The organism is Oricola indica, from assembly GCF_965227485.1.
Lineage (GTDB): Bacteria > Pseudomonadota > Alphaproteobacteria > Rhizobiales > Rhizobiaceae > Oricola > Oricola indica.
On sequence record NZ_OZ245747.1, the window covers coordinates 1,335,879 to 1,361,147 of the forward strand.

Annotated in this window: 21 protein-coding genes; 15 read left to right on the forward strand and 6 right to left on the reverse strand. The window is 62.1% G+C overall.

What is annotated here, in order from left to right:
- Nucleotides 1–7 precede the first annotated feature (7 nt).
- The 4 genes from ACQK2M_RS06820 to ACQK2M_RS06835 all read left to right on the forward strand — a co-directional run bounded on the left by ACQK2M_RS06820 (nucleotide 8) and on the right by ACQK2M_RS06835 (nucleotide 3,621).
- Nucleotides 8–1,462: a glutamate synthase subunit beta gene (locus tag ACQK2M_RS06820; protein ID WP_425417175.1), complete on the forward strand. Its 1,455-nt coding sequence runs from the start codon at nucleotides 8–10 to the stop codon at nucleotides 1,460–1,462.
- Between the two features lie 99 nt (nucleotides 1,463–1,561).
- Entirely contained in the window at nucleotides 1,562–1,765 is a 204-nt protein-coding gene (locus ACQK2M_RS06825; protein ID WP_223476062.1) for a hypothetical protein, read from the forward strand.
- 125 nt (nucleotides 1,766–1,890) lie between these two features.
- Nucleotides 1,891–2,154 (forward strand): DUF2312 domain-containing protein, encoded by a 264-nt coding sequence (locus ACQK2M_RS06830; protein WP_425417176.1) that lies wholly within the window; start codon nucleotides 1,891–1,893, stop codon nucleotides 2,152–2,154.
- Between the two features lie 66 nt (nucleotides 2,155–2,220).
- On the forward strand, nucleotides 2,221–3,621 hold the full coding sequence (locus ACQK2M_RS06835) for a cation:proton antiporter (protein WP_223476060.1): 1,401 nt from the start codon (nucleotides 2,221–2,223) through the stop codon (nucleotides 3,619–3,621).
- Nucleotides 3,622–3,628: 7 nt separating this feature from the next.
- On the opposite strand, the gene ACQK2M_RS06840 is transcribed toward ACQK2M_RS06835, so the two are convergent.
- Entirely contained in the window at nucleotides 3,629–5,341 is a 1,713-nt protein-coding gene (locus tag ACQK2M_RS06840) for a DUF882 domain-containing protein (protein ID WP_425417177.1), read from the reverse strand.
- Between the two features lie 384 nt (nucleotides 5,342–5,725).
- On the reverse strand, nucleotides 5,726–7,228 hold the full coding sequence (locus ACQK2M_RS06845; protein ID WP_425417178.1) for a sigma-54-dependent transcriptional regulator: 1,503 nt from the start codon (nucleotides 7,226–7,228) through the stop codon (nucleotides 5,726–5,728).
- Nucleotides 7,229–7,387: 159 nt separating this feature from the next.
- On the opposite strand from ACQK2M_RS06845, the gene ACQK2M_RS06850 reads away from it, so the two are divergent.
- Nucleotides 7,388–9,232 (forward strand): M3 family oligoendopeptidase, encoded by a 1,845-nt coding sequence (locus tag ACQK2M_RS06850; RefSeq protein WP_425417179.1) that lies wholly within the window; start codon nucleotides 7,388–7,390, stop codon nucleotides 9,230–9,232.
- Nucleotides 9,233–9,242: 10 nt separating this feature from the next.
- Nucleotides 9,243–10,163 (forward strand): heme-dependent oxidative N-demethylase family protein, encoded by a 921-nt coding sequence (locus ACQK2M_RS06855; protein ID WP_425417180.1) that lies wholly within the window; start codon nucleotides 9,243–9,245, stop codon nucleotides 10,161–10,163.
- Between the two features lie 52 nt (nucleotides 10,164–10,215).
- On the opposite strand, the gene ilvD is transcribed toward ACQK2M_RS06855, so the two are convergent.
- Nucleotides 10,216–12,051 carry a dihydroxy-acid dehydratase gene (ilvD, locus tag ACQK2M_RS06860; protein WP_425417181.1) on the reverse strand — a complete coding sequence of 612 codons (1,836 nt, stop codon included), beginning with the start codon at nucleotides 12,049–12,051 and terminating at the stop codon, nucleotides 10,216–10,218.
- Between the two features lie 192 nt (nucleotides 12,052–12,243).
- Here ilvD and ACQK2M_RS06865 point away from each other — a divergent pair, with 192 nt between their 5' ends.
- The 6 genes from ACQK2M_RS06865 to ACQK2M_RS06890 all read left to right on the forward strand — a co-directional run bounded on the left by ACQK2M_RS06865 (nucleotide 12,244) and on the right by ACQK2M_RS06890 (nucleotide 19,188).
- A complete protein-coding gene (locus ACQK2M_RS06865) occupies nucleotides 12,244–13,695 on the forward strand; it encodes a homospermidine synthase (protein ID WP_425417182.1) in 1,452 nt (483 codons plus the stop codon).
- A 95-nt stretch (nucleotides 13,696–13,790) separates the two neighbouring features.
- The gene (locus tag ACQK2M_RS06870) at nucleotides 13,791–14,180 is read left to right on the forward strand and encodes a hypothetical protein (protein WP_223476053.1); all 390 of its coding nucleotides are present in this window, start codon (nucleotides 13,791–13,793) and stop codon (nucleotides 14,178–14,180) included.
- A gap of 205 nt (nucleotides 14,181–14,385) precedes the next feature.
- Nucleotides 14,386–16,425, forward strand: a complete 2,040-nt coding sequence (locus tag ACQK2M_RS06875) for a 5'-nucleotidase C-terminal domain-containing protein (RefSeq protein WP_425417183.1) — start codon at nucleotides 14,386–14,388, stop codon at nucleotides 16,423–16,425.
- Nucleotides 16,426–16,557: 132 nt separating this feature from the next.
- The gene (gene hemH / locus ACQK2M_RS06880; protein WP_425417184.1) at nucleotides 16,558–17,622 is read left to right on the forward strand and encodes a ferrochelatase; all 1,065 of its coding nucleotides are present in this window, start codon (nucleotides 16,558–16,560) and stop codon (nucleotides 17,620–17,622) included.
- 105 nt (nucleotides 17,623–17,727) lie between these two features.
- Nucleotides 17,728–18,708, forward strand: coding sequence for an SPFH domain-containing protein (locus ACQK2M_RS06885; protein ID WP_223476050.1), 981 nt, complete (start codon nucleotides 17,728–17,730; stop codon nucleotides 18,706–18,708).
- A 15-nt stretch (nucleotides 18,709–18,723) separates the two neighbouring features.
- Entirely contained in the window at nucleotides 18,724–19,188 is a 465-nt protein-coding gene (locus tag ACQK2M_RS06890; protein WP_425417185.1) for an NfeD family protein, read from the forward strand.
- Here ACQK2M_RS06890 and ACQK2M_RS06895 read toward each other — a convergent pair.
- Together ACQK2M_RS06895 and ACQK2M_RS06900 are read right to left on the reverse strand one after the other, a co-directional pair.
- Nucleotides 19,185–19,541, reverse strand: a complete 357-nt coding sequence (locus ACQK2M_RS06895; RefSeq protein ID WP_425417186.1) for a response regulator — start codon at nucleotides 19,539–19,541, stop codon at nucleotides 19,185–19,187. The genes ACQK2M_RS06890 and ACQK2M_RS06895 overlap by 4 nt on opposite strands.
- Nucleotides 19,542–19,669: 128 nt before the next feature.
- Nucleotides 19,670–20,665 (reverse strand): KpsF/GutQ family sugar-phosphate isomerase, encoded by a 996-nt coding sequence (locus ACQK2M_RS06900; protein ID WP_425417187.1) that lies wholly within the window; start codon nucleotides 20,663–20,665, stop codon nucleotides 19,670–19,672.
- Between the two features lie 154 nt (nucleotides 20,666–20,819).
- Here ACQK2M_RS06900 and ACQK2M_RS06905 point away from each other — a divergent pair, with 154 nt between their 5' ends.
- From ACQK2M_RS06905 to ACQK2M_RS06915, 3 genes are all read left to right on the forward strand, one after another.
- Complete coding sequence (locus ACQK2M_RS06905) at nucleotides 20,820–22,265, forward strand: outer membrane beta-barrel protein (RefSeq protein WP_425419997.1); 1,446 nt, start codon at nucleotides 20,820–20,822, stop codon at nucleotides 22,263–22,265.
- A 112-nt stretch (nucleotides 22,266–22,377) separates the two neighbouring features.
- Entirely contained in the window at nucleotides 22,378–23,592 is a 1,215-nt protein-coding gene (locus ACQK2M_RS06910; protein ID WP_425417188.1) for a lytic murein transglycosylase, read from the forward strand.
- 40 nt (nucleotides 23,593–23,632) lie between these two features.
- The gene (locus tag ACQK2M_RS06915) at nucleotides 23,633–24,838 is read left to right on the forward strand and encodes a DUF459 domain-containing protein (RefSeq protein WP_425417189.1); all 1,206 of its coding nucleotides are present in this window, start codon (nucleotides 23,633–23,635) and stop codon (nucleotides 24,836–24,838) included.
- Nucleotides 24,839–24,847: 9 nt separating this feature from the next.
- Here ACQK2M_RS06915 and ACQK2M_RS06920 read toward each other — a convergent pair whose 3' ends face one another.
- Nucleotides 24,848–25,156, reverse strand: coding sequence for a DUF1244 domain-containing protein (locus tag ACQK2M_RS06920; protein ID WP_425417190.1), 309 nt, complete (start codon nucleotides 25,154–25,156; stop codon nucleotides 24,848–24,850).
- Nucleotides 25,157–25,269: the final 113 nt, after the last annotated feature.

Below are 25,269 nucleotides of genomic sequence, written 5' to 3' on the forward strand. Positions count from 1 at the left end.
ACAGAATATGGGCAAGGTAACGGGTTTTCTCGAGATCGACCGGCATACGCCGAAATACCAGCCGGCGTCCGATCGCATACGTCATTTCAAGGAATTCACCATTCCGCTCGAAGACGGCGAAGTGGCCAAGCAGGCTGCGCGCTGCATGGATTGCGGCATTCCGTTCTGCCACGGACCGACGGGCTGTCCGGTCAACAACCAGATCCCGGACTGGAACGACCTCGTCTATAATGGCGACTGGGATTCCGCGATCCGGAATCTGCACTCCACCAACAATTTCCCCGAGATCACCGGTCGCATATGTCCCGCACCCTGCGAGGAAGCCTGCACGCTGAATCTCGAGGATATTCCCGTCGCCATCAAGACCGTGGAACAGGCGATTGCCGACAAGGCGTATGAGAACGGCTATGTCGCGCCACAGCCTCCGGTCCACAAAACCGGCCGCAAGGTCGCCGTCATCGGCTCCGGCCCTGCCGGCCTCGCCGGTGCCCAACAGCTCGGTCGCGCCGGCCATGAAGTGCATGTCTTTGAGCGCGAGAGCGCGCTGGGCGGGCTGATGCGTTACGGCATTCCCGATTTCAAGATGGAAAAGCACTACATCGATGCCCGCGTGAAGCAGATGGAGGGCGAAGGCGTTTCCTTCCATGTCAACGTCAATGTCGGGGTCGACAAGACGGTCGCGGAACTGGACGCGGAATTCGACGCGGTGCTTTATTGCGGCGGTTCGGAAAAGCCGCGCGAAGCGGGCATTCCAACCAATGAACTCGCCGGTATCCACCCGGCGATGAACTATCTCGTGCAGCAGAACAAGCGCGTCGCGCATGAGAGCATTTCATCGGTCGCGTGGAACTCGGATCCGATCCTTGCGAGCGGCAAGCATGTCGTTGTCGTCGGCGGTGGCGACACCGCGTCGGACTGTGTCGGAACCGCTTTCCGCCAGGGCGCGGTGAGGGTGACGCAGCTCGATATCCGCCCGCAGCCGCCGGAGAAGGAAGACAAGCTCGCTGTGTGGCCCTATTGGGCGACGAAGATGCGCACCTCGTCCAGCCAGGCAGAGGGCGCCCAGCGCGAATTCCAGGTGGCGACGCTCGAATTCGTCGGTGAAAACGGACAGCTCACCCATGTGAAGTGCTGCGAGGTCGATGAATCGCGCAAGCCGGTGGCTGGCACCGAATTCTTCATTCGCGCCGATCTGGCCTTCATCGCCATCGGCTTTTCCGGTCCGCTGGAGGACGGCGTCCTGGCCGAGCTTGGCGACGGTCTCAAGATCGATGTCGATCGACGCGGCGGTACGTCGGTGCATGCGGACGACCGGGACTACAAGACCACGGTCGACAAGTTCTTCGCCGCCGGCGATGCCCGGCGCGGTCAGTCGCTTGTCGTCTGGGCGATTCGGGAAGGCCGGCAGGCCGCCCGTTCGATCGACGAGTTCCTGATGGGATCGACCACCCTGCCGCGATAAAGGCCGGAAAATATAGCGGACCGGATTGACTTAGCGCAAAGCGGGCTTGCCCGAACGCGCAGACATTCCCCCTGTGGAATATGACACAGGGAGTTTTTTATGTTCGCTCTCCTTCTCGCCGCTTATCTGCTGACAGCGCCGACGCTGATGGGAATCATCGTGATCGCGCTTCTCAGCGCCGACATGTTCTCAGCGCAATATATCGGGTATGCCGCAATCGCTGGTGCGGTTCTGGCGCTTCCTGTTGCGTGGCTGCTTTCGCGCAAGCTCGAGCACATTTTCGACGGCCGCCGGCAAGGCTGACATTTCATCGGTCGCCTGATCCGAAAGGTTCAAGCGACCTGTGAATGGCGTATCGGAACGGTTGACCGCATCGTCGCGATGCGGCATCGGTGGGCCAGTTTTTCCCAAAGGTCAGGAGCCTGCCAATGTCCGACGTGAACGGCGTCGCCCGTGATCAATTGCGTGCCTTCATCGAGCGTATCGAACGCCTCGAAGAGGAAAAGAAATCCATCGCCGATGACATCAAGGATGTCTACGCGGAGGCCAAGGGCACGGGTTTCGACACCAAGGTGCTGCGCAAGGTCGTCACGATCCGCAAGCAGGACCAGAACGAGCGCATGGAGCAGGAAGCCGTGCTCGATCTTTACCTGCATGCTCTCGGCATGGTTCCCGCGCCCGACGAGGATTAGTCACCGTTTCGGTGAAATGACGGAAGCGATTCCCTTTGCCGCTGAAACGGCCTAGGGTTCTCCGTCATGGAAAACACGCTGGAAGAGGTCCATCACGCCGTTCCGCTCGTCGATATCGCGAGTGTGATCGTGATTGCGGTCCTGGCCGGCCTGGGGCTGATGCGCCTGCGCCAGCCGCCGCTGGTCGGCTTCATTCTTGCCGGCGTCATCATGGGGCCGACGGGCTTCGGCCTGATCGGCTCCAACGAAAACGTTTCCCTCCTCGCCGAGATGGGGGTTCTCGTCCTCCTGTTTTTCATCGGCACCGAACTGTCGCTGAAGGCTTTTGTCGCGACCCTCAAGCCGGCTGTCATCGTTGCTGCCGGACAGTTGCTAGCTGCGCTCGCGATCGGCGCCGGCATCGCATGGCTGGTCGGATCGACGGTGGCCGAGGCCGTTATTCTCGGTTTCATCATCGCCTTGTCCAGCACAGTCGTCGCGATGAAGATGCTCGAGGATACGGGCGCGCTGCGCCGCTTGCCGGGGCGGATTACCGTCGGCGTGCTGATCGCCCAGGATATCGCCGTGGTGCCGATGTTGATCCTGGTCTCGTCCTTCGGCGGGGCGGGCGCGAATGCGGGCGAGTTGGTGATCAAGATCGCGGTTGCCGTCGGCCTGCTCGGCGTCCTGCTCTGGTGGCTCGGACGGAGCGCGAAGCTCAAGATACCCTTCACTGACGAAGTCGCGGATAATGTCGAACTGCTGGCGCTCGGCTCGCTCGCCGTCTGTTTCGGCGCGGCGGCGCTGTCCGGCGTGGTCGGCCTGTCACCCGCTTATGGCGCGTTCGTCGCCGGCCTCGTGATCGGAAACTCGACGCTGCGCAACAAGGTCATCCCTGTGATCGAGCCGATCCAGAGCGTGCTGCTGGTCGTCTTCTTCCTGTCCATCGGGCTGCTGATCGACCTCGACTACATCCGCGATCATCTCGGCGTGGTGCTCGCGGCCGCCCTCTTCGTGGTTGCGGTCAAGACCATCCTGAACATCTTCCTTCTTCGCATCGCCGGATTCGACCGGGAGACCGCGCTTGTCGGCGGCCTGTCCATGGCCCAGATCGGCGAATTCTCCTTCGTTCTCGCGGCTGCCGGGTTTGCTGCCGGGGCGCTCGGAGCGGATATTTACCGCCTGTCCATTGCCGTCACGGCGATTACGCTCCTGTTCTCTCCCGCATGGATGGCGGTGATGCACCGGGTCGAGGCGATTGCGATGGAAAATTACTCGTCCTACCGCGCTGCGCTCTCGGAGGCCTATGCCGCCGAGATCGGCAATGTGGAGGAGGGGATGTGGTGGCTGAAAGTGCGCTATCGCGCCGGCCGCATCGCACGGCGCAAAACGAAGGCGGCAGCGAGCAGACGAAATGTCTCATCCGCGGTGGCGGAGGCCGAGCCGGTCGGGCCGCTGGCGGATATCGATACAGCGAAAAAGGGCTGAGCCCGGATCAGTTGGTGGCGGGGATCTTCAGCGTCAGTGGCTGGCCGTCGCCACCCTTGCCGCCCTGGAATTTCGCCACGGCGAGGAAGGTGACCGCGTTGCCAGAGAAGCGGCGCGGATCGGGGGCGGCGGTTCTGGAAAAGCCTTTCGTGTAGACCGTCGTCGGCGCTTCGCGCAGCGCGTTCTGGATGAAGGCCGGGCGTTCCGTCAGGCGACCGTGATCGGTGACCGAGAGTTGCGCCGTCGTCCAGGTTCCATAGCGCGCTGGGTCGATCTGGTCCGCCGGTACGAGCCGGGAGGCGGCTGCGTTCTGCGTGGAAGCGGTGTGAAGGCTGGGACGCGGCGCTTTCAGGGTCGTCTCGACACCTGTGTCGTAGACGGGAGCGGGTCTGGCCTCGGTGCTTGCGCGCGCTCCCGGCACGGGAACAGCCTGTTCGCCTGGCGTGACGGCTTCGACGGAGGCGCGTTGCGGGCTTTGCGGTACGGGAAGCGCGGCGACCTCGATTTTCGGCCCCGCAAGCCGTTCCGGGCGCGGCGCGGAGGCGGGAAGCGGTATATCGAGCGCCGCGAGGTCGAGATCGGCCTTGCGCGCCGAGTTGATTAATTCCTCCACCTCGTCGGCAGATGCACGCGCGTTGGTTGCGCCGTTCAGCGCAGCCTCGATATCGGCGGCGGAGCGGCGCGTGGAGGCGGGTTCGCGTTGCAGGCTGGCGACCTGCACGCCCGGGCGAGGACGCGGTGTCGGAACCGACGGGGCGGCGTCCGGCTGGACGAGTGCCGTCGCCGTCGGGACGTTGGCCGGGGGAACCGGTGCGGCGGGCGCCTCGGCGAGCCTTTCGACCGCGGTTTCGGCTGCGGCGAGCGGAATGGCGGGCTCGGGTCGCGGAGCAAATTGCGGCAGGGGCATTTCGCGGGGGACCAACGCCGCCATGAGGCTTCCGGGTGTTTCGCGAACCGGTGCGGGAGCGCTGGGCTGTGGTGTCGCGCGGCGCGGTGCGGGAGCTGCCGGAGCGGCATCACGGTCGTCGTTTCCGCCGCCGCCGAAAAGGCCGGCCAGCAATCCGCCGCCGCCTCCACCGCTACGGCCGCCCGAAACGATTGCCGTGGCCTGGCCCTTGCGTTTGCGTTCCTTGTAGGCGGCGAGCGCCTGATTGTAGCCGGGCAGGGGCTTGCCGTCGGGCGGCAGGTGCAAGGTTCCACCCTTGGGGAATACACGGGTGAGCTCCGAACGGCTCATGCGCGGCCATGCGCGGACGCTGCCGGTATCGAAATGCACGAAAGGAGAACCGGATTTCGGATAGTATCCGACGCCGCCGCCCTGAAGCTTGAAGCCGATCTCGCGCAGCTTGGAGAGCTTGACGCCGGGGATATAGAAATCCATCGCCTTGCCGACCATGTGCTGGCTTTTCTTGGCCTGACCGCCGCGGGTCCGGCGCAGCATCTCGTTTGTCGCCGGCGAACGGTAGGCCGAGACGACGTGGATATAATCCCTTGCGCCTGACATCTGATAGGCTTCCCAGATGATGTCGAAGATCTGGGGGTCCATCTTCGTCGGTTCGTTGCGACGCCAGTCGCGCAGGAAGCGGTTCAGCTTGTTAAGCCCGCTCTGGATATAGCGCCCGTCCTTCTTGAATGTGATCTCGGCGCGTTCCTTGGTATGAATGTAGTAGAGTTTCAGCGTGCGCGTTTCGGCTTGCGCAGAGGCGAATGCCGTCAACATGAGGGGCAAAGCCAGGCAAGACATGACCGCCGCGTGCCAGAACGCACGCGCGACCCAGCGACCGGGCCTTGCCGCCTGATTTGTCTTCCGGAACCTCAAAACACATCAACCTGTAAATACAGCAACGCCCCGGAGGCTAGCGGAAACATGGTTAACCGCTTGTTAGCGTGGTGATCGCACCGATAGCCGGTAAAATCCAGTCGGAAACCTTGCGAAAGGGCAATCTGCACCACGTATCCCCGGTGTTCCCCCGATATCCGGCCCTGATGATCGGAAAATGCGGTGATACGATGGCAAAACGGCGCGGGGCGAAACGCGCAAAACTTCATGGTTACCAATTGCATATGTGCAATGGGCGGGACCTGCTGGATACGCGGCGGGTGGTTACTCGGCGGCCAGTTCGGCCTGGTCGAGATTATATTCCTTGAGCTTGCGATAAAGCGTCGAGCGGCCGATTCCGAGCCGGCGGGCGACTTCGCTCATCTGGCCGCCGTAATGGTCGATCGCGAAGGCGATTGCCTCGGCTTCGAGTTCGACCAGCGGACGGACGTTGCCGGTGCTGTCGAGAATGCGCAGCATGTCCGCCGGTTGCGCTGGTTCGCGCCAGACCGAATTCGCGCTGTCGGCGGGGCTGGACAGGGCGCTGTCGAGAGGAGGCGTGGAGGCGAGAGTTTCCCTGCCGCCGGCCCCGGAAAGCTCTTCGGGATCGATGCCGTGCACCTGAGCCTGTATCTGCGGGAAATCAGACACCTGGAGGGTCTTGCCGTCGCAAAGGACCATCGCCCTGAAAACGGCATTCTGAAGCTGCCTGATGTTTCCCGGCCAGTCGTGAGCCTGGAGCAGCGCCAGCGCTTCCGGTGATATTCCGCGCGCGCGGAAGCTGCGTTGCTCGCGCCTGTACATCTCGATGAAATGATGAACCAGTTGGGGAATGTCGGTATCGCGCTGGCGAAGAGCGGGCACCAGAATGGGAAAGACATTGAGCCGGTAGAACAGGTCCTCGCGGAATCGCCCGGCCTTGATGGCTGCGATCAGGTCGCGATTGGTCGCCGAGATGAAACGGATATCGACCTTTCTGATCGTGCGCGATCCGACGGGTTCGATTTCACCTTCCTGGATGGCGCGCAGCAGCTTGACCTGCGCTTCCAGCGGGAGTTCGCCGATCTCGTCGAGGAACAAGGTGCCGCCATTGGCCTCGACGAATTTGCCGGTGTGCTTTTCCGTCGCGCCTGTGAACGCACCCTTCTCGTGACCGAACAGGATGCTCTCTATCAGATTCTCCGGAATCGCGCCGCAATTGACGACGACGAAAGGCTTGTTCGAGCGGATGCTCTCGGCCTGGATCGCGCGGGCGATCAGTTCCTTGCCGGTACCGGAATCGCCCTCGATCAGGACGGGTATGTCGCTGGCGGCCGCCTTGCGCATCAGGGCGCGAACGCGATCCATTGCCTCGCTACCGGCGATCATCCTGTGTCGGGCGGATGCGCCATTTTCGCCAGCGTCACGGGTCTGGCGCGTCTTGACCTTGATCGCGGCTTCGAGCGCGCATTTTAGCCGTTCGGGCGAGACCGGCTTGACGAGGAAATCGAAGGCGCCGGCCCGCATCGCGGAAATGACCACATCGATACCGCCCTGTGCGGTCAGAACGATGACGGGGGTTTCGATGTCGCGCTCGCGCATCGCGCGCATGATGGTAAGGCCATCGATATCCGGCATGACGAGGTCGAGCAGGATGGCGTCGATTTGCGCGTCCGGATCGGTGATGGCGTCGAGCGCCTTTGCGCCGCCATCGACCACGCTGGACGAATAGCCGAGGCGTCCAACCGCCGCCTCGATCAGGCGACGCTGGACAGGATCGTCATCGGCTATGAGGATATGCGCACTCATCGCTTGAATGGCTTCGTACCTTTAGTATGTTCCGGTAGCAGGCACCCGGATTTTCTCCTGTGCGCCAGGTTGGCACATATATCTCAAGGGCGGGCTAAGCCTGCCGGTCAAAGTTTAACGATCGCCGGGCATTTGCCGGCGGACATGCGGGGCAGATCCATGATTCATCATTCGACCTTTCTGCGGGAAGACCTTGCGAGTCGATCACCCGCCGAGGGCGCGGCAGCGGCACAGTTCGGCGATCTGCCGGAATGGAACCTCGGCGATCTCTATCCCTCGATCGATGCGCCGGAACTGAAGGACGATCTGGAACGCGCCGCCGCCGAGGCGGTTTGGTTCTCCGATACGTGGAAAGGCAAGCTGTCGCTTGCCGCCGGAAACGGATCTCTCGGCAAGGCAATCGCGGCATTCGAGCAACTGGAGGAACTGCTTGGGCGGATCATGGCGTTTGCGAGCCTGACCTATGCCGGCGAGACGGCCAATCCGGCCAAGGCCAAGTTCTACGGGGACATGCAGCAGCAGCTCACCGACATCAGTTCGAACCTACTTTTCTTCGCGCTGGAGCTGAACCGGATCGAGGACGAAGCGCTGGAGCGCGCCCTTTCCGAGGACGATTTGCTGGCGCATTACCGGCCGTGGGTGGAGGATCTTCGCAAGGAAAAGCCTTATCAGCTCGAGGATCGCGTCGAGCAATTGTTTCATGAGAAGTCGCTGACGGGACGCGGCGCATTCAACCGGCTCTTCGACGAGACGATGACGGCGCTCCGCTTCACCGTGGACGGCGAGGAGCTTGCGATCGAGTCGACGCTCAATCTCTTGCAGGACCATGACCGGTCGCGGCGCGAAAAGGGCTTCCATGCCCTGACGGAGACCTTCGGCAAGAACCTGTCGACCTTCACGTTGATCACCAACACGCTCGCGAAGGACAAGGAGATTTCAGACCGCTGGCGCGGCTTCCAGGATATCGCCGACAGCCGGCACCTCGCCAATCGTGTCGAACGCGAGGTTGTCGATGCGCTGACGGAGGCAGTGCGCGATGCCTATCCGCGCATTTCACACCGCTACTACGCGATGAAGGCGAAATGGCTCGGGCTGGACGTGCTTGAAGCCTGGGATCGCAACGCGCCTCTGCCCGAGACGCCGCAGGCGACAATCGGCTGGGAAGACGCCCGAAACACCGTGCTTTCGGCCTATGGAGCGTTTTCGCCCGAGATGGCGGATATCGCGCGCCGCTTCTTCGACAAGTCGTGGATCGACGCGCCGGCGCGTCCGGGCAAGGCGCCGGGCGCGTTCGCGCACCCCACCGTCCCGTCCGCCCATCCCTATGTGTTGCTCAACTATATGGGCAAGCCGCGCGATGTGATGACGCTCGCCCATGAACTCGGGCATGGCGTGCATCAGGTCCTGGCCGGCGAACAGGGCGCGCTTATGGCGCAGACGCCGCTGACCCTGGCCGAAACGGCATCCGTGTTCGGCGAGATGCTGACCTTCCGCTCGATGCTCGACAACACCACCGAGAAGCGCGAGCGCAAGGCGATGCTGGCCCAGAAGGCGGAAGACATGATCAACACGGTCATCCGCCAGATCGCCTTCTACCAGTTCGAGCGCAAGGTCCACACGGAACGGCGAAACGGCGAACTGACTTCCGACCAGATCGGAGAGTTGTGGATGAGCGTGCAGGGCGAGAGCCTCGGGCCGGCCATCCGTTTGCCGGCGGGCTACGAGACCTTCTGGACCTACATTCCGCATTTCATCCATTCGCCCTTCTATGTCTACGCCTATGCGTTCGGCGATTGCCTCGTGAACTCGCTCTACGCGGTCTACCAGGACGCCGAATCCGGCTTCCAGGCGAAGTATTTTGACATGCTTCGCGCCGGCGGCACCAAGCACCATTCGGAACTGCTGGCGCCTTTCGGGCTCGACGCATCCGACCCGGCTTTCTGGTCCAGGGGCCTGTCGGTCATCGAGGGCATCATCGACGAACTGGAAGCAACCGACGCGTGAGGCCGACAGGGTGACGAGGCCGGTCCATACGCCCTATGACGGGTCGGCAACGCCGTTCACGATCGGGCTGAAGCCGTTCGATGTGAACGACTGGATCGAGCCGGAAGACGACCTCGAAACCTATCTCGCCGAGAAGGAACGATTATTCGCAAGCGTTCCGGAACGTGTCTTCATGGCGCGTTCCGATACGGTCGCGGCGCAAGGCGAAGTGCTCGATGCACTCGTCCACTACCTGCCGGATCGCTTTCCGGCCGCCTATCGCCGTGAAGCGGCGGAACTGGTCATCGGCGACGGGCGCCGCCGCGTGCGCCTCGATCCGGACGATCCGGCGCCGCTGAGGACTGCATCAATGCTGGTGCCGGAAGATCTGGTGCTGATGCGCAAATTCGACGACGGCTGGCGGCTCGTCGCAGCGTCGCTCTGTTTTCCCTCGTCGTGGTCACTGGCGGAGAAATTCGACAGGCCGCTCCAGATTATCCACACCACCGTTCCGGCTTTCGGGCCGGGCACGCGCACGGCCGGACTGATCGAACGAATCTTCGACAGCCTCAAGGTCGAGTTGCCCGTCGAGCGGATGAACTGGTCGTTGCAGGAAAACGCCGATCTGTATCATCCGCGCTCGAAGAACCAGCGTGACGAGGCGACCGAGGGACAGGGCGGCTTCCTCGCCGGACAACCGGTCGAAACCGTCTATCTGAGGGTGGAACGCCAGACGCTGCGCAAGATGCCGGTCTCGGGCGACATCCTGTTCACGATCCGCATCCATCTCGACCCGCTGTCGGTTCTTCCGCGCCATCCCGGAGGACAGGATCTTGCTAGCGGGTTGGAGAAGCAGCTCGCGGCGCTGAATGCCAAGCAGCTTGCCTACAAGGGGCTCGCGGAAGGCCGCGAACGGCTCGTCGGGTGGCTACGCGAACAGGCGAGCGGATAAAGAAAAGGCCGGCTCCGTGAGGGCCGGCCTCTTTCCGTTTCTGCGCGGACGATCACTCCGGCAGGATGCGAACCGCGCCCTTGTCGGCGGAAGCGGCAAAGGCGGCATAGGCCTTGAGCGCCGTCGTGACGTTGCGCTTGCGCGGTCCCGACGGCTTCCAGCCGTTGGCGTCCTGCTCGCTGCGGCGCTTGTCCAGTTCGGCATCCGAAACCGCGAGATTGATCGTTCGGTTGGGGATATCGATCTCGATCGTGTCGCCTTCGCGCACCAGACCGATTGCGCCGCCATTCGCCGCTTCCGGCGAGGCGTGGCCGATGGAGAGACCGGACGTTCCGCCCGAGAAACGCCCGTCGGTGATCAGCGCGCAAGCCTTTCCGAGGCCTTTCGACTTCAGATAGCTGGTCGGATACAGCATCTCCTGCATGCCGGGGCCACCCTTCGGGCCTTCATAGATGATGACCACGACATCGCCGGCCTTGATCTCGTTCGACAGGATTGCCTTGACCGCCGCATCCTGGCTTTCGAAGACGCGGGCCGGACCCGTGAATTTCAGGATCGACTCATCGACGCCGGCCGTTTTCACGATACAGCCGTCGAGCGCGATGTTGCCTTTCAGAACCGCGAGGCCGCCATCCTTTGAGAACGGATGCTCGACCGAGCGGATGACGCCTTTCTCGCTGTCGGTATCCAGATCTTTCCAGCGCGCTTCCTGGCTGAAGGCGACCTGGGTCGGCACGCCGCCCGGCGCGGCGCTAAAGAAGGTGCGCACGTCTTCGCTGTTCGTGCGTCTGATGTCCCAGCGGTCGAGCGCGTCGCCGATCGTCGCCGAATGGACGGTCGGGCAGTCGCGATTGATCAATTCGCCGCGGTCGAGTTCGCCGAGGATGCGCATGATGCCGCCCGCGCGGTGGACATCCTCCATGTGAACGTCGGCCTTGGCCGGCGCTACTTTGGAAAGGCACGGGACATTGCGCGACAGACGGTCGATATCGTCCAGCGTGAAGTCCACCTCGCCCTCATGGGCGGCGGCCAGGATGTGCAGCACCGTGTTGGTCGATCCGCCCATGGCGATATCGAGCGCCATTGCATTTTCGAAGGCCGCTTTTGAGGCGATATTGCGCGGCAGGACGCTGTCGTCCTCCTGCTCGTAGTAGCGGCGGGCGATATCCACGATCAGATGCCCGGCCTCGACAAACAGCCGCTTGCGATCGGCATGCGTGGCAAGCGTCGAACCGTTGCCCGGAAGTGACAGGCCCAACGCCTCGGTGAGGCAGTTCATCGAGTTGGCGGTGAACATGCCCGAACACGACCCGCAGGTCGGACAGGCGGAGCGTTCGATGGCCTGGACCTCGTCGTCTGTCACCTTGTCGTCGGCGGCGGCGACCATGGCGTCGATCAGGTCGAGCGCCTTGGTCTTGCCATTCAAGACGACCTTGCCCGCTTCCATGGGACCGCCGGAGACGAAGACGGCCGGGATGTTGAGGCGCATCGCCGCATTCAGCATGCCGGGCGTGATCTTGTCGCAGTTGGAGATGCAGACCATTGCGTCGGCGCAATGCGCATTGACCATGTATTCGACCGAGTCGGCGATGATCTCGCGGCTCGGCAGCGAATAGAGCATGCCGTCATGGCCCATGGCGATGCCGTCATCGACCGCGATCGTGTTGAATTCCTTGGCGACACCGCCGGCCGCCTCGATTTCGCGGGCGACCAACTGGCCCATGTCCTTGAGGTGGACGTGGCCGGGCACGAACTGCGTGAAGGAGTTGACGACCGCAATGATCGGTTTGCCGAAGTCGCCGTCCTTCATGCCCGTGGCGCGCCACAGTCCGCGGGCGCCGGCCATGTTGCGGCCGTGGGTGGTTGTGCGTGAACGATAGGCGGGCATGTCGATATCCTGTTCCTGCGTTTGATTGTCGGGGGGCAAATAGCGCGGATTTGCCGTTTCAGAAAGCCCTGCTGTCGGTATTCGCGGAGCGGAACCAAACCGGGCGACGGCCTTTTCCCTTTATTATGACAGTCTGGTGTGGTTTAGCGGCAGTCCATCAAGAGGCTTTGCAAGAGTTGGAGAATGGTTCGGATGGCGAGTGAAACCTGGCCCGTATACGGCGAAATCACGGGACCGGTCGTGATGATCGGCTTTGGCTCTATCGGGCGTGGCACGGTGCCGTTGATCGAACGGCATTTCTCCTATGACAAGGATCGCTTCACCGTCATCGAGCCGCGCGACATCGAAGCCGACCGCGCCCTGATGGAGAGGCACGGGCTGCGTCACGTTCAGGTGGCGCTCAACGAAGACAATTACAAGGAAGTTCTCGGGCCGCTTCTGACAGAAGGCGAAGGCCGTGGCTTTTGCGTCAACCTTTCCGTCGACACGTCGTCGCTCGACATCATGAAATACTGCCGCAAGCTGGGCGTTCTCTATATCGACACCGTCGTCGAGCCGTGGCTCGGCTTCTATTTCGACGAAGAGGCCGACAACTCCACGCGCACCAACTACGCCCTTCGCGAGACCGTCCGCCGGGAGAAGAAAAAGAACCCCGGCGGCACGACGGCCGTCTCCTGTTGCGGGGCCAATCCGGGCATGGTGTCCTGGTTCGTCAAGCAGGCGCTCGTCAATCTCGCCAAGGACAGCGGTCTCGAATTCACGGAGCCCAAGCCGGAGGACCGCGAAGGCTGGGCGAAGCTTATGAAAAAGGTCGGTGTGAAAGGTATCCACATCGCGGAGCGCGATACGCAACGCTCCAAGACGCCGAAGGAACCGGACGTCTTCTCCAACACATGGTCGGTGGAAGGCTTCGTCGCGGAGGGGCTGCAGCCGGCCGAACTCGGCTGGGGCACGCACGAAACCTGGGAGCCGAAGAATGCCCGCAAACACAAGAAGGGCTGCAAGGCCGCGATCTGGCTTGACCAGCCGGGCGCCGCGACGCGCGTGCGTACCTGGTGCCCCACGCCAGGCCCGCAATACGGTTTTCTCGTCACGCATAACGAGGCGATTTCGATTTCGGATTTCTTCACGGCGCACAACCGGAAGGGCGAGGTCACGTTCAGGCCGACCTGTCATTACGCCTATCATCCCTGCAACAATGCGGTGCTGTCGCTGCACGAAATGTTCGGACAGGCCGGAAAGGCGCAGTCGCGATTCGAGGTGATGGAGGAGGACCAGCTTGTCGATGGTATCGACGAGTTGGGCGTGCTTCTCTACGGCCACAAGAAGAATGCCTACTGGTTCGGATCGCAGCTTTCGGTCGAGGAAACGCGAGAGATCGCGCCCTATCAGAACGCGACCGGCCTGCAGGTCACCTCGGCGGTGCTGGCCGGCATGGTGTGGGCGCTGGAAAACCCGGAAGCCGGTATCGTCGAAACCGACGAAATGGACTACCGGCGGTGCCTTGAAGTGCAATTGCCCTATCTCGGCCCGGTGAAAGGCTATTACTCCGACTGGACGCCGCTATCCGACCGTCCGGGCTTCTTCCCGGAGGACATCGACACGTCCGATCCGTGGCAGTTCCGCAACATTCTTGTTCACTGACCGACAGGTACTGTGACGTCGTGATAGTTTTCGCGACTTCACGTATAGTAAAAATACCGTATATTGAGACAACCGATTCCCAAGCGAGGTGCACAATGCTCTCCCGTCACATGATCAAGGCCGGTGCTTTCGGCGCCACTCTCATCGCGCTGACAACACTTGCCGGCTGCGTCATGGACGCACCGGGCGGTGGCGGGCGTTTTGCCATGCGCTCGGGTCCGGCCGAAGGAAACTGGGGCGATCCCGGCGGGAATATCGCCGCGACCTTCAGGAACGGCAGCTTCACGGCCGTGGCGACCGACACCGGCAACAAGTCGGCGCAGGGGAGCTACAACTACACCGGCTCCAATTCCCTTTCGCTCGATTATCTCGCGATCGTGCGGGGCGAGCGTATCCAGGCGAATTGCCTGCTGGTCGCGGGCAGCAGTTCAATGAACTGTACGGAAAACACCGGTCGCCAGTTCTCGCTGGTGCGGCGGGGCTGACCGGCCAACCGGCCGCCTTCCATACACAGCTTCGGCGAATTGTCCCGCGGGCGCGGAATTCGCCTCAAAACGCCTTGCCAAGCGGTGCGCGCAGTGAAAACATTGCGGGCAACGGCCGGCTTCGTTCAATCGTTACATCGCGATGCAATGAGTCGGCCGCACGGCGCTGCAAGCCCCCGCGCGCCTACCGACCAGGGAGTATGAAATGAACCGAATTCTGAAACTTGCCACGCTCAGCGTCTCCGCACTGGCGATCGGAACGGCCACGGCCAGCGCCGACTACGAGTTGAACATCATCCACATCAACGACCTGCACAGCCGCATCGAGTCCATCAACAAGTATGACTCGACCTGCTCGGCGGACGACGAGGCTGAAGGCGCGTGCTTTGGCGGCGTTGCGCGACTGGTGACCGCCGCGGCCGCCGCGCGCGAACGTGTCGGCGACGGCAACCTGCTTTTCCTCAACGCAGGCGACAATTTCCAGGGCTCCCTTTTCTACACGACCTACAAGGGAGAGGTTGAGGCCGAGTTCCTGAACAAGATGGGCACCGACGTCATGACGATCGGCAACCACGAATTCGATGACGGCGAAGAAGGTCTCGCGCCCTTCCTCGAGAAAATCGATTTTCCGGCGATATCGGCAAACGTCGTCGCTGACGGCGCATCCGCGCTTGCCGACAAGATTCCGGCCTATGTGATCATCGAGAAAGGTGGCGAGAAAATTGGTATTGTTGGTGCGGTTGCCAACGACACCGGCGAACTCTCCTCTCCCGGCGAGCATGTTCTGATCGCCGAGGATGTCGAGAAGATCACCGCTGCGGTCGAGGAACTGACCGGCGAGGGCGTCAACAAGGTGATCGCGCTGACCCATGTGGGCTATCCACGCGATCTGGCGGCGATCGCGAAGATCCCGGGCGTGGACGTGGTTGTTGGCGGTCACACCAACACTTTCCTGTCGAACACAGCCGAAGGCGCCGCCGGACCGTACCCGACATGGGTCGACAATCCGGACGGCTACAAGGTGCCGGTCGTGCAGGCCTATGCCTACTCGAAATATCTCGGCGATCTGAAGGTCGTGTTCTCCGATGAAGGCGTCGTAACGGAAGCGACCGGCGAGCCCATCGTGATGGATGCATCCGTGACACCCGATCAGGAATCGCTGGACCGTATCGCCGAACTGGCTGCGCCGATCGAGGAGCTGAAAGGGAAGGTCATCGGCGATTCGGCGGACGCAATCGAGGGCAACCGAGATGTCTGCCGCGCCATGGAATGCTCCATGGGCAACCTCGTTGCCGATGCGATGCTCGATCGGGTGAAGGATCAGGGCGTCCAGATCGCGATCCAGAACGGCGGAGGGCTGCGCGCCTCCATCGACGCCGGCGAGGTGACGATGGGCGAAGTCCTTACTGTTCTTCCGTTCCAGAACACGCTGGCGACTTTCCAGCTCAAGGGTTCGGACGTGCTGGTCGCGCTGGAAAACGGCGTCAGTCAGGTCGAGGATGGCGGCGGACGATTCCCGCAGGTTGCCGGGTTGAAGTTCACGTTCGACACCTCCAGGGAACCGGGTTCGCGCATCTCCGATGTGATGGTTGCGGATGCGAGCGGCGCGTTTGCACCAATCGATGCGGAAGCGACTTACGGGGTTGTGTCCAACAATTTCATGCGTTCCGGCGGCGACGGTTACTCGGTGTTCGCGGATAGCGGCATGAATGCCTATGACTACGGTCCGGGTCTCGAAACCGTGGTCGCGGACTATGTCGCCGCCAACAGCCCGTATGAGCCCTACACGGATGGCCGTATCACCGTCGCCGAGGCGATGGCGGATGAGTCAGCCATGGAAGAAGAGCCGGCAATGGAAGAAGCGGCCGCGGAACCGGCTGCGGAAGAAGCCGCGACCGAGGAAGCCATGGCCGAGGAGCCGGCGGCCGACGTGAATGTCGAAGTGCCGGAAACCTCACTTGGCGCAGGCGCGCTTTCGACCGAACCGCCGATGGTTGAGTCCGAAGAGGTGGCCGAAACCGAAGAGATGGCTGAAACAGAGGAGATGGCGGAGACCGAGGGGATGTCCGAGGGCGAGGCCATGATGGAAGAGACCAAGCACACGATCGTGCGTGGCGACAATTTCTGGGATCTCGCCCGGAAATATTACGGCGACGCGACGATGTGGACCAAGATCGCCGAGGCCAATCCCGATATGGACTCCTCCGATCTCGATATCGGTGCCGAACTGGTCATCCCGAAATAAGCTCTGCTTTCTTCGCACATTCGAAGGCGCGGGAAATTCCCGCGCCTTTTTCGTTTGAAGCGCGGATTGACGCATGCCCCGGCATTGAATTTGCGCGGGTCGCGGCTAAGTTCCGGCCAAAGGAAAACGGCCATGAACATGAAAACGACAATCGACCGTGACGAAGCGAGGGCCGTCGGGCCGCTGCCGGCAGATCATCCGCCCGTGAAAATCCAGAAGGTCGGCGTTCTGCTCGTCAATCTTGGCACGCCGGACGCCACGGACTACGCCTCCATGCGGCGGTATCTGAAGGAATTCCTGACAGACAAACGCGTGATCGAGTGGCCAAAGGCGCTGTGGTATCCGATCCTGTTCGGTATCGTGCTCAATACGAGGCCGGGCAAGGTCGGCAAGGCCTATGAACAGATCTGGAACAAGGATCTCGACGAGAGCTACCTGCGCACCTATACGCGCTCACAGGCGGAAAAGCTTGGCGCGGCTCTGTCAGGTCATCCGGAAATCGTGACGGACTGGGCGATGCGCTACGGCAATCCGTCGATCGATTCCCGCATGACCGGGCTGCGCGATGCGGGTTGCGACCGCATCCTCATCTTTCCGCTTTATCCGCAATATTCCGCCGCGACGACAGCGACGGTGAACGACAAGACGTTCGAATCGCTGATGGCGACGCGCTTCATGCCGGCGATTCGCACCGTCCCGGCCTATCACGACGAGCCGGTCTATATCGAGGCGCTGGCCCGATCGATCGAAGCGCATTTTGAGACGCTTGATTTCGTGCCCGAGAAGGTGATCGCCTCCTATCACGGCATTCCCCAAAGCTATTTCAAGCGCGGTGATCCGTATCACTGCCACTGCCAGAAAACCTCGCGGCTGCTCGAAAAGCGGCTTGGCTGGGAAAAAGGACGTTTGTTGACCTGTTTCCAGTCGCGGTTCGGGCCGGAGGAGTGGCTGCAGCCTTACACCGACAAGACGATCGAGAAACTCGCCCAGGAAGGCGTGAAATCGCTTGCCGTTTTCAATCCGGGTTTCGTTTCCGACTGCCTGGAGACGCTGGAGGAAATCGCGGGCGAGGGCGGCGAGATCTTTCACGAGAATGGCGGAAAGAACTTCACCCATATCCCGTGCCTCAACGATTCCGATGACGGCATGGCCGTGATCGAGGCACTGGTTCGTCGCGAATTGCAGGGGTGGATCTAGGCGCGCCCGACAGGATCGGATTCCGTTGCCTTTGTAAGGGCTGATTTACATCCCCATATTACAAGGGCTCGGGGTTAATGCCATTTGCGGCGTCTGGAGGGCTCTATGTTCGGTCTCGATATTGCCATCGCGGTTTTCGCCGCGCTTGTCGTCATCATCCTTTTCGCGGCGATCAAGACCGTACCGCAGGGATTTGCCTACACGGTGGAGCGTTTCGGACGCTACACGCGCACACTTGAGCCCGGGCTCAATATTATCGTGCCATTCTTCGATCGCATCGGCTCGAAGATGAACATGATGGAGCAGGTGCTGGACGTGCCGACGCAGGTCGTGATCACCCGCGACAATGCTTCCGTGGAGGCGGACGGCGTCTGCTTCTACCAGGTGCTGAACGCGCCGAAGGCGGCTTATCAGGTTTCGGGGTTGGAAAACGCCATCCTCAACCTGACAATGACCAATATCCGTTCCGTGATGGGTTCGATGGATCTGGACGAGTTGCTCTCGAACCGCGATGCGATCAACACGAAGCTGTTGCATGTCGTCGACGAAGCGGCGAGCCCGTGGGGTATCAAGATCACCCGTATCGAGATCAAGGATATCAATCCGCCGGCCGACCTCATCGCGTCGATGGGCCGGCAGATGAAGGCGGAGCGCGACAAACGCGCCGAGATTCTGGAGGCCGAAGGTGCACGGCAGGCGCAGATCCTGCGCGCCGAGGGCATGAAGCAGTCGGCGATCCTGAAGGCCGAGGGCGAGCGCGAAGCCGCCTACCGCGAGGCCGAGGCCCGCGAACGCCTTGCCGAGGCGGAAGCGAATGCGACTCGGTCGGTGTCCGAAGCCATTGCGGGCGGTTCGACCCAGGCGATCAACTACTTCGTCGCCCAGAAATACACCGAGGCGCTGCAGACAATCGGCTCGGCGCCGAACCAGAAGATCGTCATGTTGCCGATGGAGGCAGCCTCGCTGATCGGTTCGCTTGGCGGAATCGGGGCGATCGCCAAGGAAGTGTTCGGCGACAGAGCGCTTGAGGAAGCACGCGGGCGTGCCGCGCCGCCGACGGTTCCGCCGGTTCCCGGACGGCAGTGACGGGCGGGCGCCAAGATGATCCTCGAAACAATACGGGAATTCGGCGGCTGGAGCTGGGTTATTCTCGGTTTTGTCCTGCTCGGGCTCGAGATTCTTGCGCCTGGCATTTTCTTTTTATGGCTTGGCGCGGCGGCGTTGGTAATTGGCGCGATCTCGCTAATGGTCTGGGGACTGGGCGCGGAACTTTGGGTCTGGCAGGTGCAGGTGCTCGGCTTCCTGATCCTGTCGCTCGTGCTCGCCTATGCGGGTCGGTCGTGGATATCGCGCAATGAGGTCGAGAGCGATGAGCCGACGCTGAACGATCGGGTCGCGCAATTGGTCGGCCAAATCGCCACGCTGGAACAGCCGATCGTTAACGGCGTCGGCCGTGTTCGCTTGGGCGACACGCTTTGGCGGGTCAGTGGCGAGGACATGCCGGCAGGGACGAGGGTGCGCATTCGTGGCGGCAATTCCGACCGCCTGGACGTCGAAAGCGTCTAGGCGATCGAGAGCTGGCGAGCGACGTCGGCATAGTCGACCGGTTTTGACAGAATCGCAACGGGCCCGGGCGCGTGGCCGATGATCTCCCCGCGGCTGCGGCCTGTCACGAAAGCGTAGGGAATATCCGACCCGTATACCTGTTCGGCGATGCAGAGACTCGTCTCGTCGCCGAGATCGTAATCGAGAATCGCAGCGCGGATCTCGTGAGCTTTCAGCAAGTCCATCGCGGTATCCGTATTGTAGGCGAGCAGGCACGCGAAACCCGCGATGGTCAGCGTATCTTCGGCGTCGAGCGCGATCAGGGGATCGTCCTCGACAAGCAATACCGGCAGTTTTTCGCGTGTGTTGGTCATGACAGGCTAATGACCGAGATACAGTTTGGTTGCCAGTGACGTGTCCCAAACCCGGAATTCCGGCCAAATCCGCGCGGTTTGGTTAACGCGCCGTTAAGCATGCCGCGGCCGCGCAGAAGCGTAGCCCGTCAGGCGACGCCGATGCGCAGGAGGTCGTGGAAATGCACGACGCCGACCGGCCTTGCGCCTTCGACCACGATCAGCGCCGAAATGTTGTGGCGATTGAGCAGTTCCATGGCGGTCGCCGCCAGGGTCTGTTCCGTTACGGTCTTCGGCGAAGGCGTCATGATGTCATCAACCGTATGACCGGTCAGGTCGCGTTCGATATTGCGAGCCAGGTCGCCGTCGGTGAAGATGCCGACAAGGTTGCCGGACCCGTCGGTGATGCCGACGCAGCCGACGCGCTTCTCGGCGAGTACATGAACAGCCTGCGCCATGGGCGTTCCCAGCGGGACCAGCGGGACTTTGCTGCCGACATGCATGATCTCGCCGACATGGGTCAGGTTCGCGCCGAGCTTGCCGCCCGGGTGAAAGGTGTGGAAGTCCGTCGCGCTGAAGCCGCGGCTTTCGAGCAGCGCGACCGAGATCGCGTCGCCCAGCGCGAGTTGCATTAGCGTCGAGGTGGTCGGGGCAAGCCCGTGCGGGCAGGCCTCGTCCGATTTCGGCAGAATGAGAACGATGTCCGCCTCGCGCGCCAGCGTCGAGTTTTCGCCGGACGTCATCGCGATAAGGGGAATTTCGAAGCGGCGCGAATAGCGCAATATCCCGCTCAGTTCCTGTGTTTCTCCCGACCATGACATGGCGATGATCGCGTCGTCGCGTGCGATCATGCCAAGGTCGCCATGATTGGCCTCGGCGGGATGCACAAAAAAGGCGGGCGTGCCCGTCGAGGCAAGCGTCGCTGCCATTTTCGAGCCGATATGACCGCTCTTGCCGACGCCGGTCACGATGACGCGGCCCTTGATGCCGTTGATTTTTTCGATGGCAGCCAGAAATGATTCGCCGAGCCCGTTTCCAATGGCATCGGCCAGTGCGGACAGGCCCTTTTGCTGAAAGGCCAGTGTCTTCAGGGCGGAAGCGATCGGCTTTTCGACGGGTTCCAACAAATGCGCTTTGCTGCTCATTGCCGTTCGCTACTCCACCGCCGGGATTTTGTCCATGAGGGATGCGCCGGGCCTGGGCAAACAGGTCCGTAATCCGGTGGAAACGCCTCTCGTTCCTAAGGTTTCGTTAACCACCGACGTTTAGGTTTCGGTAAGGAAAACGAGGTGATTGGCCGTGCCGACGGTCCTGTTCGAAAAAGACTGTGGCCGGACGTTCGTTCCGGCGCGATTCGCGCTGTTGCTCGCAACAGGCGGGTTGGGGCTTTGCCTGTGCGCGCCGGTCTTTGCGCAAGACCTCGGAGGCCTGCGCGGCGTGTCCGGAGACGACACGGCGCAGGGCGTTGCGGAGCCGGACGCCGCAAGTGGCGATCCCGATATCATTCTGCCTGACGACGATGCCGTCTTTTCGCCGACGCGAGCATTGCCCGTGTCGGCCGTCGGTCCGTTGCAGACCGGAAGCGTCAGGGAAGAGGGAAATCCCTATGCGGCGCTGGGTAAACCGCTCGGAAGTTTCGTCTTGCGCTCGACCCTCGATCTTGGCCTCAACGGCAAACGCGAGTCGGGCTCGAACACCTTATCCGGCGAGGGATCGCTTCAACTCGACCTCGAGTCCGACTGGTCTCGGCATGCGTTGGACATTTCCGCCTTCGGACGGCTGCAGCGCGGGTTGAGCGGGGACGATACGCTCGAACCCGAGGGCACGATCAACGCGACCGGACGGCTGGATATCGGCGCCTCGACGACACTGACCGGTAGGTTGGGCTACAGCTACGCGCTGGACGACCCGCAATCGGCCGCTTTCATCGCGGCCACCGATCCCGGGCTCATTCCGGTCGTGACCGGAGTCAACGATCCGCCGACACAGACCTTTTCCGGTTCGCTCGCGTTACGCCAGGAAGTCGGAAGGCTCTATGGCGAAGGCGAACTCTCCGTCGAACACAGCATGTATGGCGATGCGGAGCTGAGCGACGCGACGGTCATCCCGCAGTCGGATCTGGACAATACGACGATCGACGGCCGGCTGCGCGCCGGCATCGAGGCGTCCGCCGTTTTCTCGCCCTTCATCGAGGCGACTTATGGTGTGCGGCGGATGCGCGAGACGCCGGATAGCGGCGGGCTCGATCGCAATTCCGTTCGCTATGGGTTGCGGCTCGGCACGGGGATCGATCTCGGGGAGAAGCTGAACGGCGAGATCTCGGCCGGCTATTTGCGCGAGGACATCGCCGATTCCGCTCTCGCGGATATCGCCGGCGTGTCCGTTGACGCGACCTTCAACTGGTCGCCTCGCCGGGAGACGGATGTAACACTCGACCTTTCGACTTCGACGGAAACCAGCGGCGGCACCTCCGAAAGCGGAGCGTTGCTCTACGCGGCAAATCTCGGGGTAACCCACCGTGTAAGGGCGAATCTTACGGCGGAAGCCGGCTTCGGCGCGGAATATCGTGACGCCGATGGCAGCGCCGACGAGGTCACTCTGAACGCGGACGCCGCGTTGACATTCTGGTTCAATCGCTTCGCCGGCCTGAGGACACGGGTCGGACACGAAGAGACGCTGAGTTCCGATCCGGCCAAACGTGGCCGGACGACAAGTGCTTATGTCGGGCTGCGATTGCAGCGCTGACGAGCGTGCCGAAATTATGCCATCGAATCGGGCGATACTTGCTCAACAGCAAGGTGACCCGGACGCCGGCGCGGCACGGATTGAAACATCAACCTTGAAAGGAGTGACAGTCATGCCTCTCGTCCCCGGTATCCGGCACGCTGGGATCGTTGTCGCCACTGCGGCACTTCTCGCACCTTTTACCGCATCTGCTTTCGCGGATGCCGGCTTCCAGCGATGGATCGGCGATTTTCGCGGAACGGCGGTCGCCCGCGGTATTTCACCTTCCGTCTATGACCGCGCTTTTGCGGGGATCACCGCACCTGACCCTGCGGTTCTCGAAAAGGCGCGGTTCCAACCCGAATTTCGCGACGAAGCCTGGCAGTATATCGACGGGCGCGTGCACGAACGTTCCGTCGCGACCGGGCGCCAGATGCTGCGCAAATATGGTCGCCTGCTCAATTCGATCGAGCGGAGCACCGGCGTCGACAAGCATATCGTGCTGGCGATCTGGTCGATGGAATCCGATTACGGCGAATTCCTCAAACGCCGTGACCGGCTCCATTACGTGCCGCAGGCGCTCGCGACATTGGCCTATGCCGACCGCCGGCGCGCGAAATATGCGCGCGGACAATTGATCGGCGCTCTCAAGATCCTGCAAAGCGGCGATGTTTCGCGTGACGGGCTGATGGGTTCGTGGGCCGGCGCCATGGGACATACCCAGTTCATCCCGACCAGCTATATCGCCTATGCCGTCGATGGCGACCGCGACGGGCGCCGCGATATCTGGAACTCGGTTCCCGACGCCCTGTGGACGGCCGCCAATCTCTTGCGCCGCAATGGCTGGCAGAAAGGCCAGACCTGGGGCTACGAGGTGATCTTGCCGCCGGGCCGGAAATTCCCCGGCGGGTCGATGTCGCTGTCCAAATGGGCGTCTATCGGCGTCACGCGCGCCAATGGGAAGCCGTTTCCGCGTCCGGGGCAATCGGCGGAGTTGAAGGTCCTGCAGGGGCGCGACGGTCCGGCCTTCCTGATGGTGAAGAACTTCTTCGTCATCAAGCGCTACAACAATGCCGACAAATATGCGCTCGCCGTCGGCATGCTCGCCGACCAGATCGCCGGCTTTCCCGGGCCGCGCAAGGACTGGAAACGGCCTTTCACCCGCCTCAGCATCTCCGAAAGCGAGGAATTGCAGAAGCGGCTGAAGAGCGCTGGGTTCTATGGTGGCGAGATCGACGGCAAGATCGGACCGGAATCGCGCAGTGCGATCCTGTCGTTCCAGGAGCGGTACGGCCTGGAGCGGGATGGCTATGCGTCGATGGAATTGCTAAAAGTGCTGCGAAAATGAAGACACCGCCGCGCATGATGCGCCAGGGATTTTGACTGTGTTGTACAAGCGTATTCTCGTTCGGCCGTTTCTCACGCTTTTCTTGGCGATGGCGGTTCTTTCGACTGGCGCGACCGGCCTTCCGGGCCCGCTCCTTGAGGTGAGCGCGGCTCTCGCCCAGTCGAACGAGGACAAGCTTGTCCGTCCGCGCTCGCTGATCGACCTTCTTTTTCGTCGCAATACGGAATCGCGACAGATTCAGGAAGTTCCCAAGCGCGAGGTGAAGCGCGCCCGGGTGGCGCCGCGAGAACCGCAGCGCGCTGCCGCTCCGGCGCCGGAGCCCGCGCCCGAAAAACTCGAAAACGCACTCGTCATCCTCGTTGTCGGCGATTTCACGGCGTCCGGTCTCGCGCAGGGGCTGCGTGAAGCCTTCAAGGATGCGCAATCGATCGTCATCGAATCACGCGCCAGCGGTTCGTCGGGTTTCGTGCGTGACGACTATTACGATTGGCCGGGCACGATCGAAGGGATCATCGAGGAGGTCAAGCCGGCGCTGGTGGTGACCATGATCGGTTCCAATGACCGGCAGGCCATGCGCGTGGACGGGCGCACCGAAAAGGTGCGCAGCGAAGCCTGGGAACGCGAATACAAGGCTCGTATCGAGCGTTTCGCGGGTATCGTGCAGAAGAGCAATACGCCCCTGATCTGGGTTGGCGGTCCGCCCTACCGGTTCAAGAGCATGTCCACCGACATTCTGGCCTTCAACGAATTCTACCGGACGGCAGCCGAGGCGGTCGGGGGGTCATTCGTCGATATTTGGGACGGTTTCGTCGATCAGGACGGCGCGTTCGTCCTGAGCGGCTCCGACATCAACGGCCAGACAGTCCGCCTGCGGAATTCCGACGGCATCAACTTCACCAATGCCGGCAAGCGCAAGCTCGCTTTCTATGTCGAGCGGCAGATCAAGGCGATGTTCGGAGATGCCGCATCGTCGTTACTCACCGTGCTTGCGCCGGAGAGCTATTCGACCTTGCGGCTTCCGCCGCTGCAGGTCGAGGACGAGGTCGTGCGCATGGACCCGATTCCCATCGCGGATCCGGAACTCGATGGCGGCGCGGAACTGCTTGGCGATATCCACTCCGTGGCGGAGCGCCGGCCGGAAAATCCGCTTCAAGCCAAATCGCCGCGCAATCGTCTTGTCGAAGACGGTGTGCCGCCGGCCGCCAAGCCGGGGCGCGCGAACGATTTCGCCTGGCCGCCCGCCTGAGCGCGGACGTCAATCGTGTTTGGGCGCGGTCTCGGCGAAGCGGGCTTTCTTTTCCGGCGTCGCTTCCGTCTGGTATCGGTCGCGCCACTCTGAATAGGGCATGCCATAGATGATCTCGCGCGATTCGTCCTTGGACAGTTCCAGGCCGTCCGCTTCGGCCGCGTCGCGGTACCAGTTGGAAAGGCAGTTGCGGCAAAAGCCCGCCAGGTTCATCAGGTCGATGTTCTGCACATCGGTGCGCTGGCGCAGATGTTCGACCAACCGCCGGAACGCGGCGGCCTCGAGTTCGGTGCGCTTGTTTTCCGGAATGTCGGTCATGGTGCGTTCTCCGGTTGAGGTCGATAAGGTCCATATCGTCGGCGATCGGACGCATTCAAGACCGGTGAACACCGCCAATATCGCGAAAACAACGCTGTGTTCCAGCTTTGCAT

Bases quoted from the DNA above. Each gene is read 5' to 3' on its own strand.
- ACQK2M_RS06845 (WP_425417178.1), bottom strand. From the start codon at position 7,228: ATGAGTGCGCATATCCTCATAGCCGATGACGATCCTGTCCAGCGTCGC.
- ACQK2M_RS06910 (WP_425417188.1), top strand. From the start codon at position 22,378: ATGCCTCTCGTCCCCGGTATCCGGCACGCTGGGATCGTTGTCGCCACT.
- ACQK2M_RS06875 (WP_425417183.1), top strand. From the start codon at position 14,386: ATGAACCGAATTCTGAAACTTGCCACGCTCAGCGTCTCCGCACTGGCG.
- hemH (WP_425417184.1), top strand. From the start codon at position 16,558: ATGAACATGAAAACGACAATCGACCGTGACGAAGCGAGGGCCGTCGGG.
- ACQK2M_RS06840 (WP_425417177.1), bottom strand. From the start codon at position 5,341: ATGTTGACGGCATTCGCCTCTGCGCAAGCCGAAACGCGCACGCTGAAA.
- ACQK2M_RS06835 (WP_223476060.1), top strand. From the start codon at position 2,221: ATGGAAAACACGCTGGAAGAGGTCCATCACGCCGTTCCGCTCGTCGAT.
- ACQK2M_RS06870 (WP_223476053.1), top strand. From the start codon at position 13,791: ATGCTCTCCCGTCACATGATCAAGGCCGGTGCTTTCGGCGCCACTCTC.
- ACQK2M_RS06900 (WP_425417187.1), bottom strand. From the start codon at position 20,665: ATGAGCAGCAAAGCGCATTTGTTGGAACCCGTCGAAAAGCCGATCGCT.
- ACQK2M_RS06820 (WP_425417175.1), top strand. From the start codon at position 8: ATGGGCAAGGTAACGGGTTTTCTCGAGATCGACCGGCATACGCCGAAA.
- ACQK2M_RS06850 (WP_425417179.1), top strand. From the start codon at position 7,388: ATGATTCATCATTCGACCTTTCTGCGGGAAGACCTTGCGAGTCGATCA.
- ACQK2M_RS06825 (WP_223476062.1), top strand. From the start codon at position 1,562: ATGTTCGCTCTCCTTCTCGCCGCTTATCTGCTGACAGCGCCGACGCTG.
- ilvD (WP_425417181.1), bottom strand. From the start codon at position 12,051: ATGCCCGCCTATCGTTCACGCACAACCACCCACGGCCGCAACATGGCC.
- ACQK2M_RS06865 (WP_425417182.1), top strand. From the start codon at position 12,244: ATGGCGAGTGAAACCTGGCCCGTATACGGCGAAATCACGGGACCGGTC.
- ACQK2M_RS06890 (WP_425417185.1), top strand. From the start codon at position 18,724: ATGATCCTCGAAACAATACGGGAATTCGGCGGCTGGAGCTGGGTTATT.
- ACQK2M_RS06895 (WP_425417186.1), bottom strand. From the start codon at position 19,541: ATGACCAACACACGCGAAAAACTGCCGGTATTGCTTGTCGAGGACGAT.
- ACQK2M_RS06885 (WP_223476050.1), top strand. From the start codon at position 17,728: ATGTTCGGTCTCGATATTGCCATCGCGGTTTTCGCCGCGCTTGTCGTC.
- ACQK2M_RS06830 (WP_425417176.1), top strand. From the start codon at position 1,891: ATGTCCGACGTGAACGGCGTCGCCCGTGATCAATTGCGTGCCTTCATC.
- ACQK2M_RS06920 (WP_425417190.1), bottom strand. From the start codon at position 25,156: ATGACCGACATTCCGGAAAACAAGCGCACCGAACTCGAGGCCGCCGCG.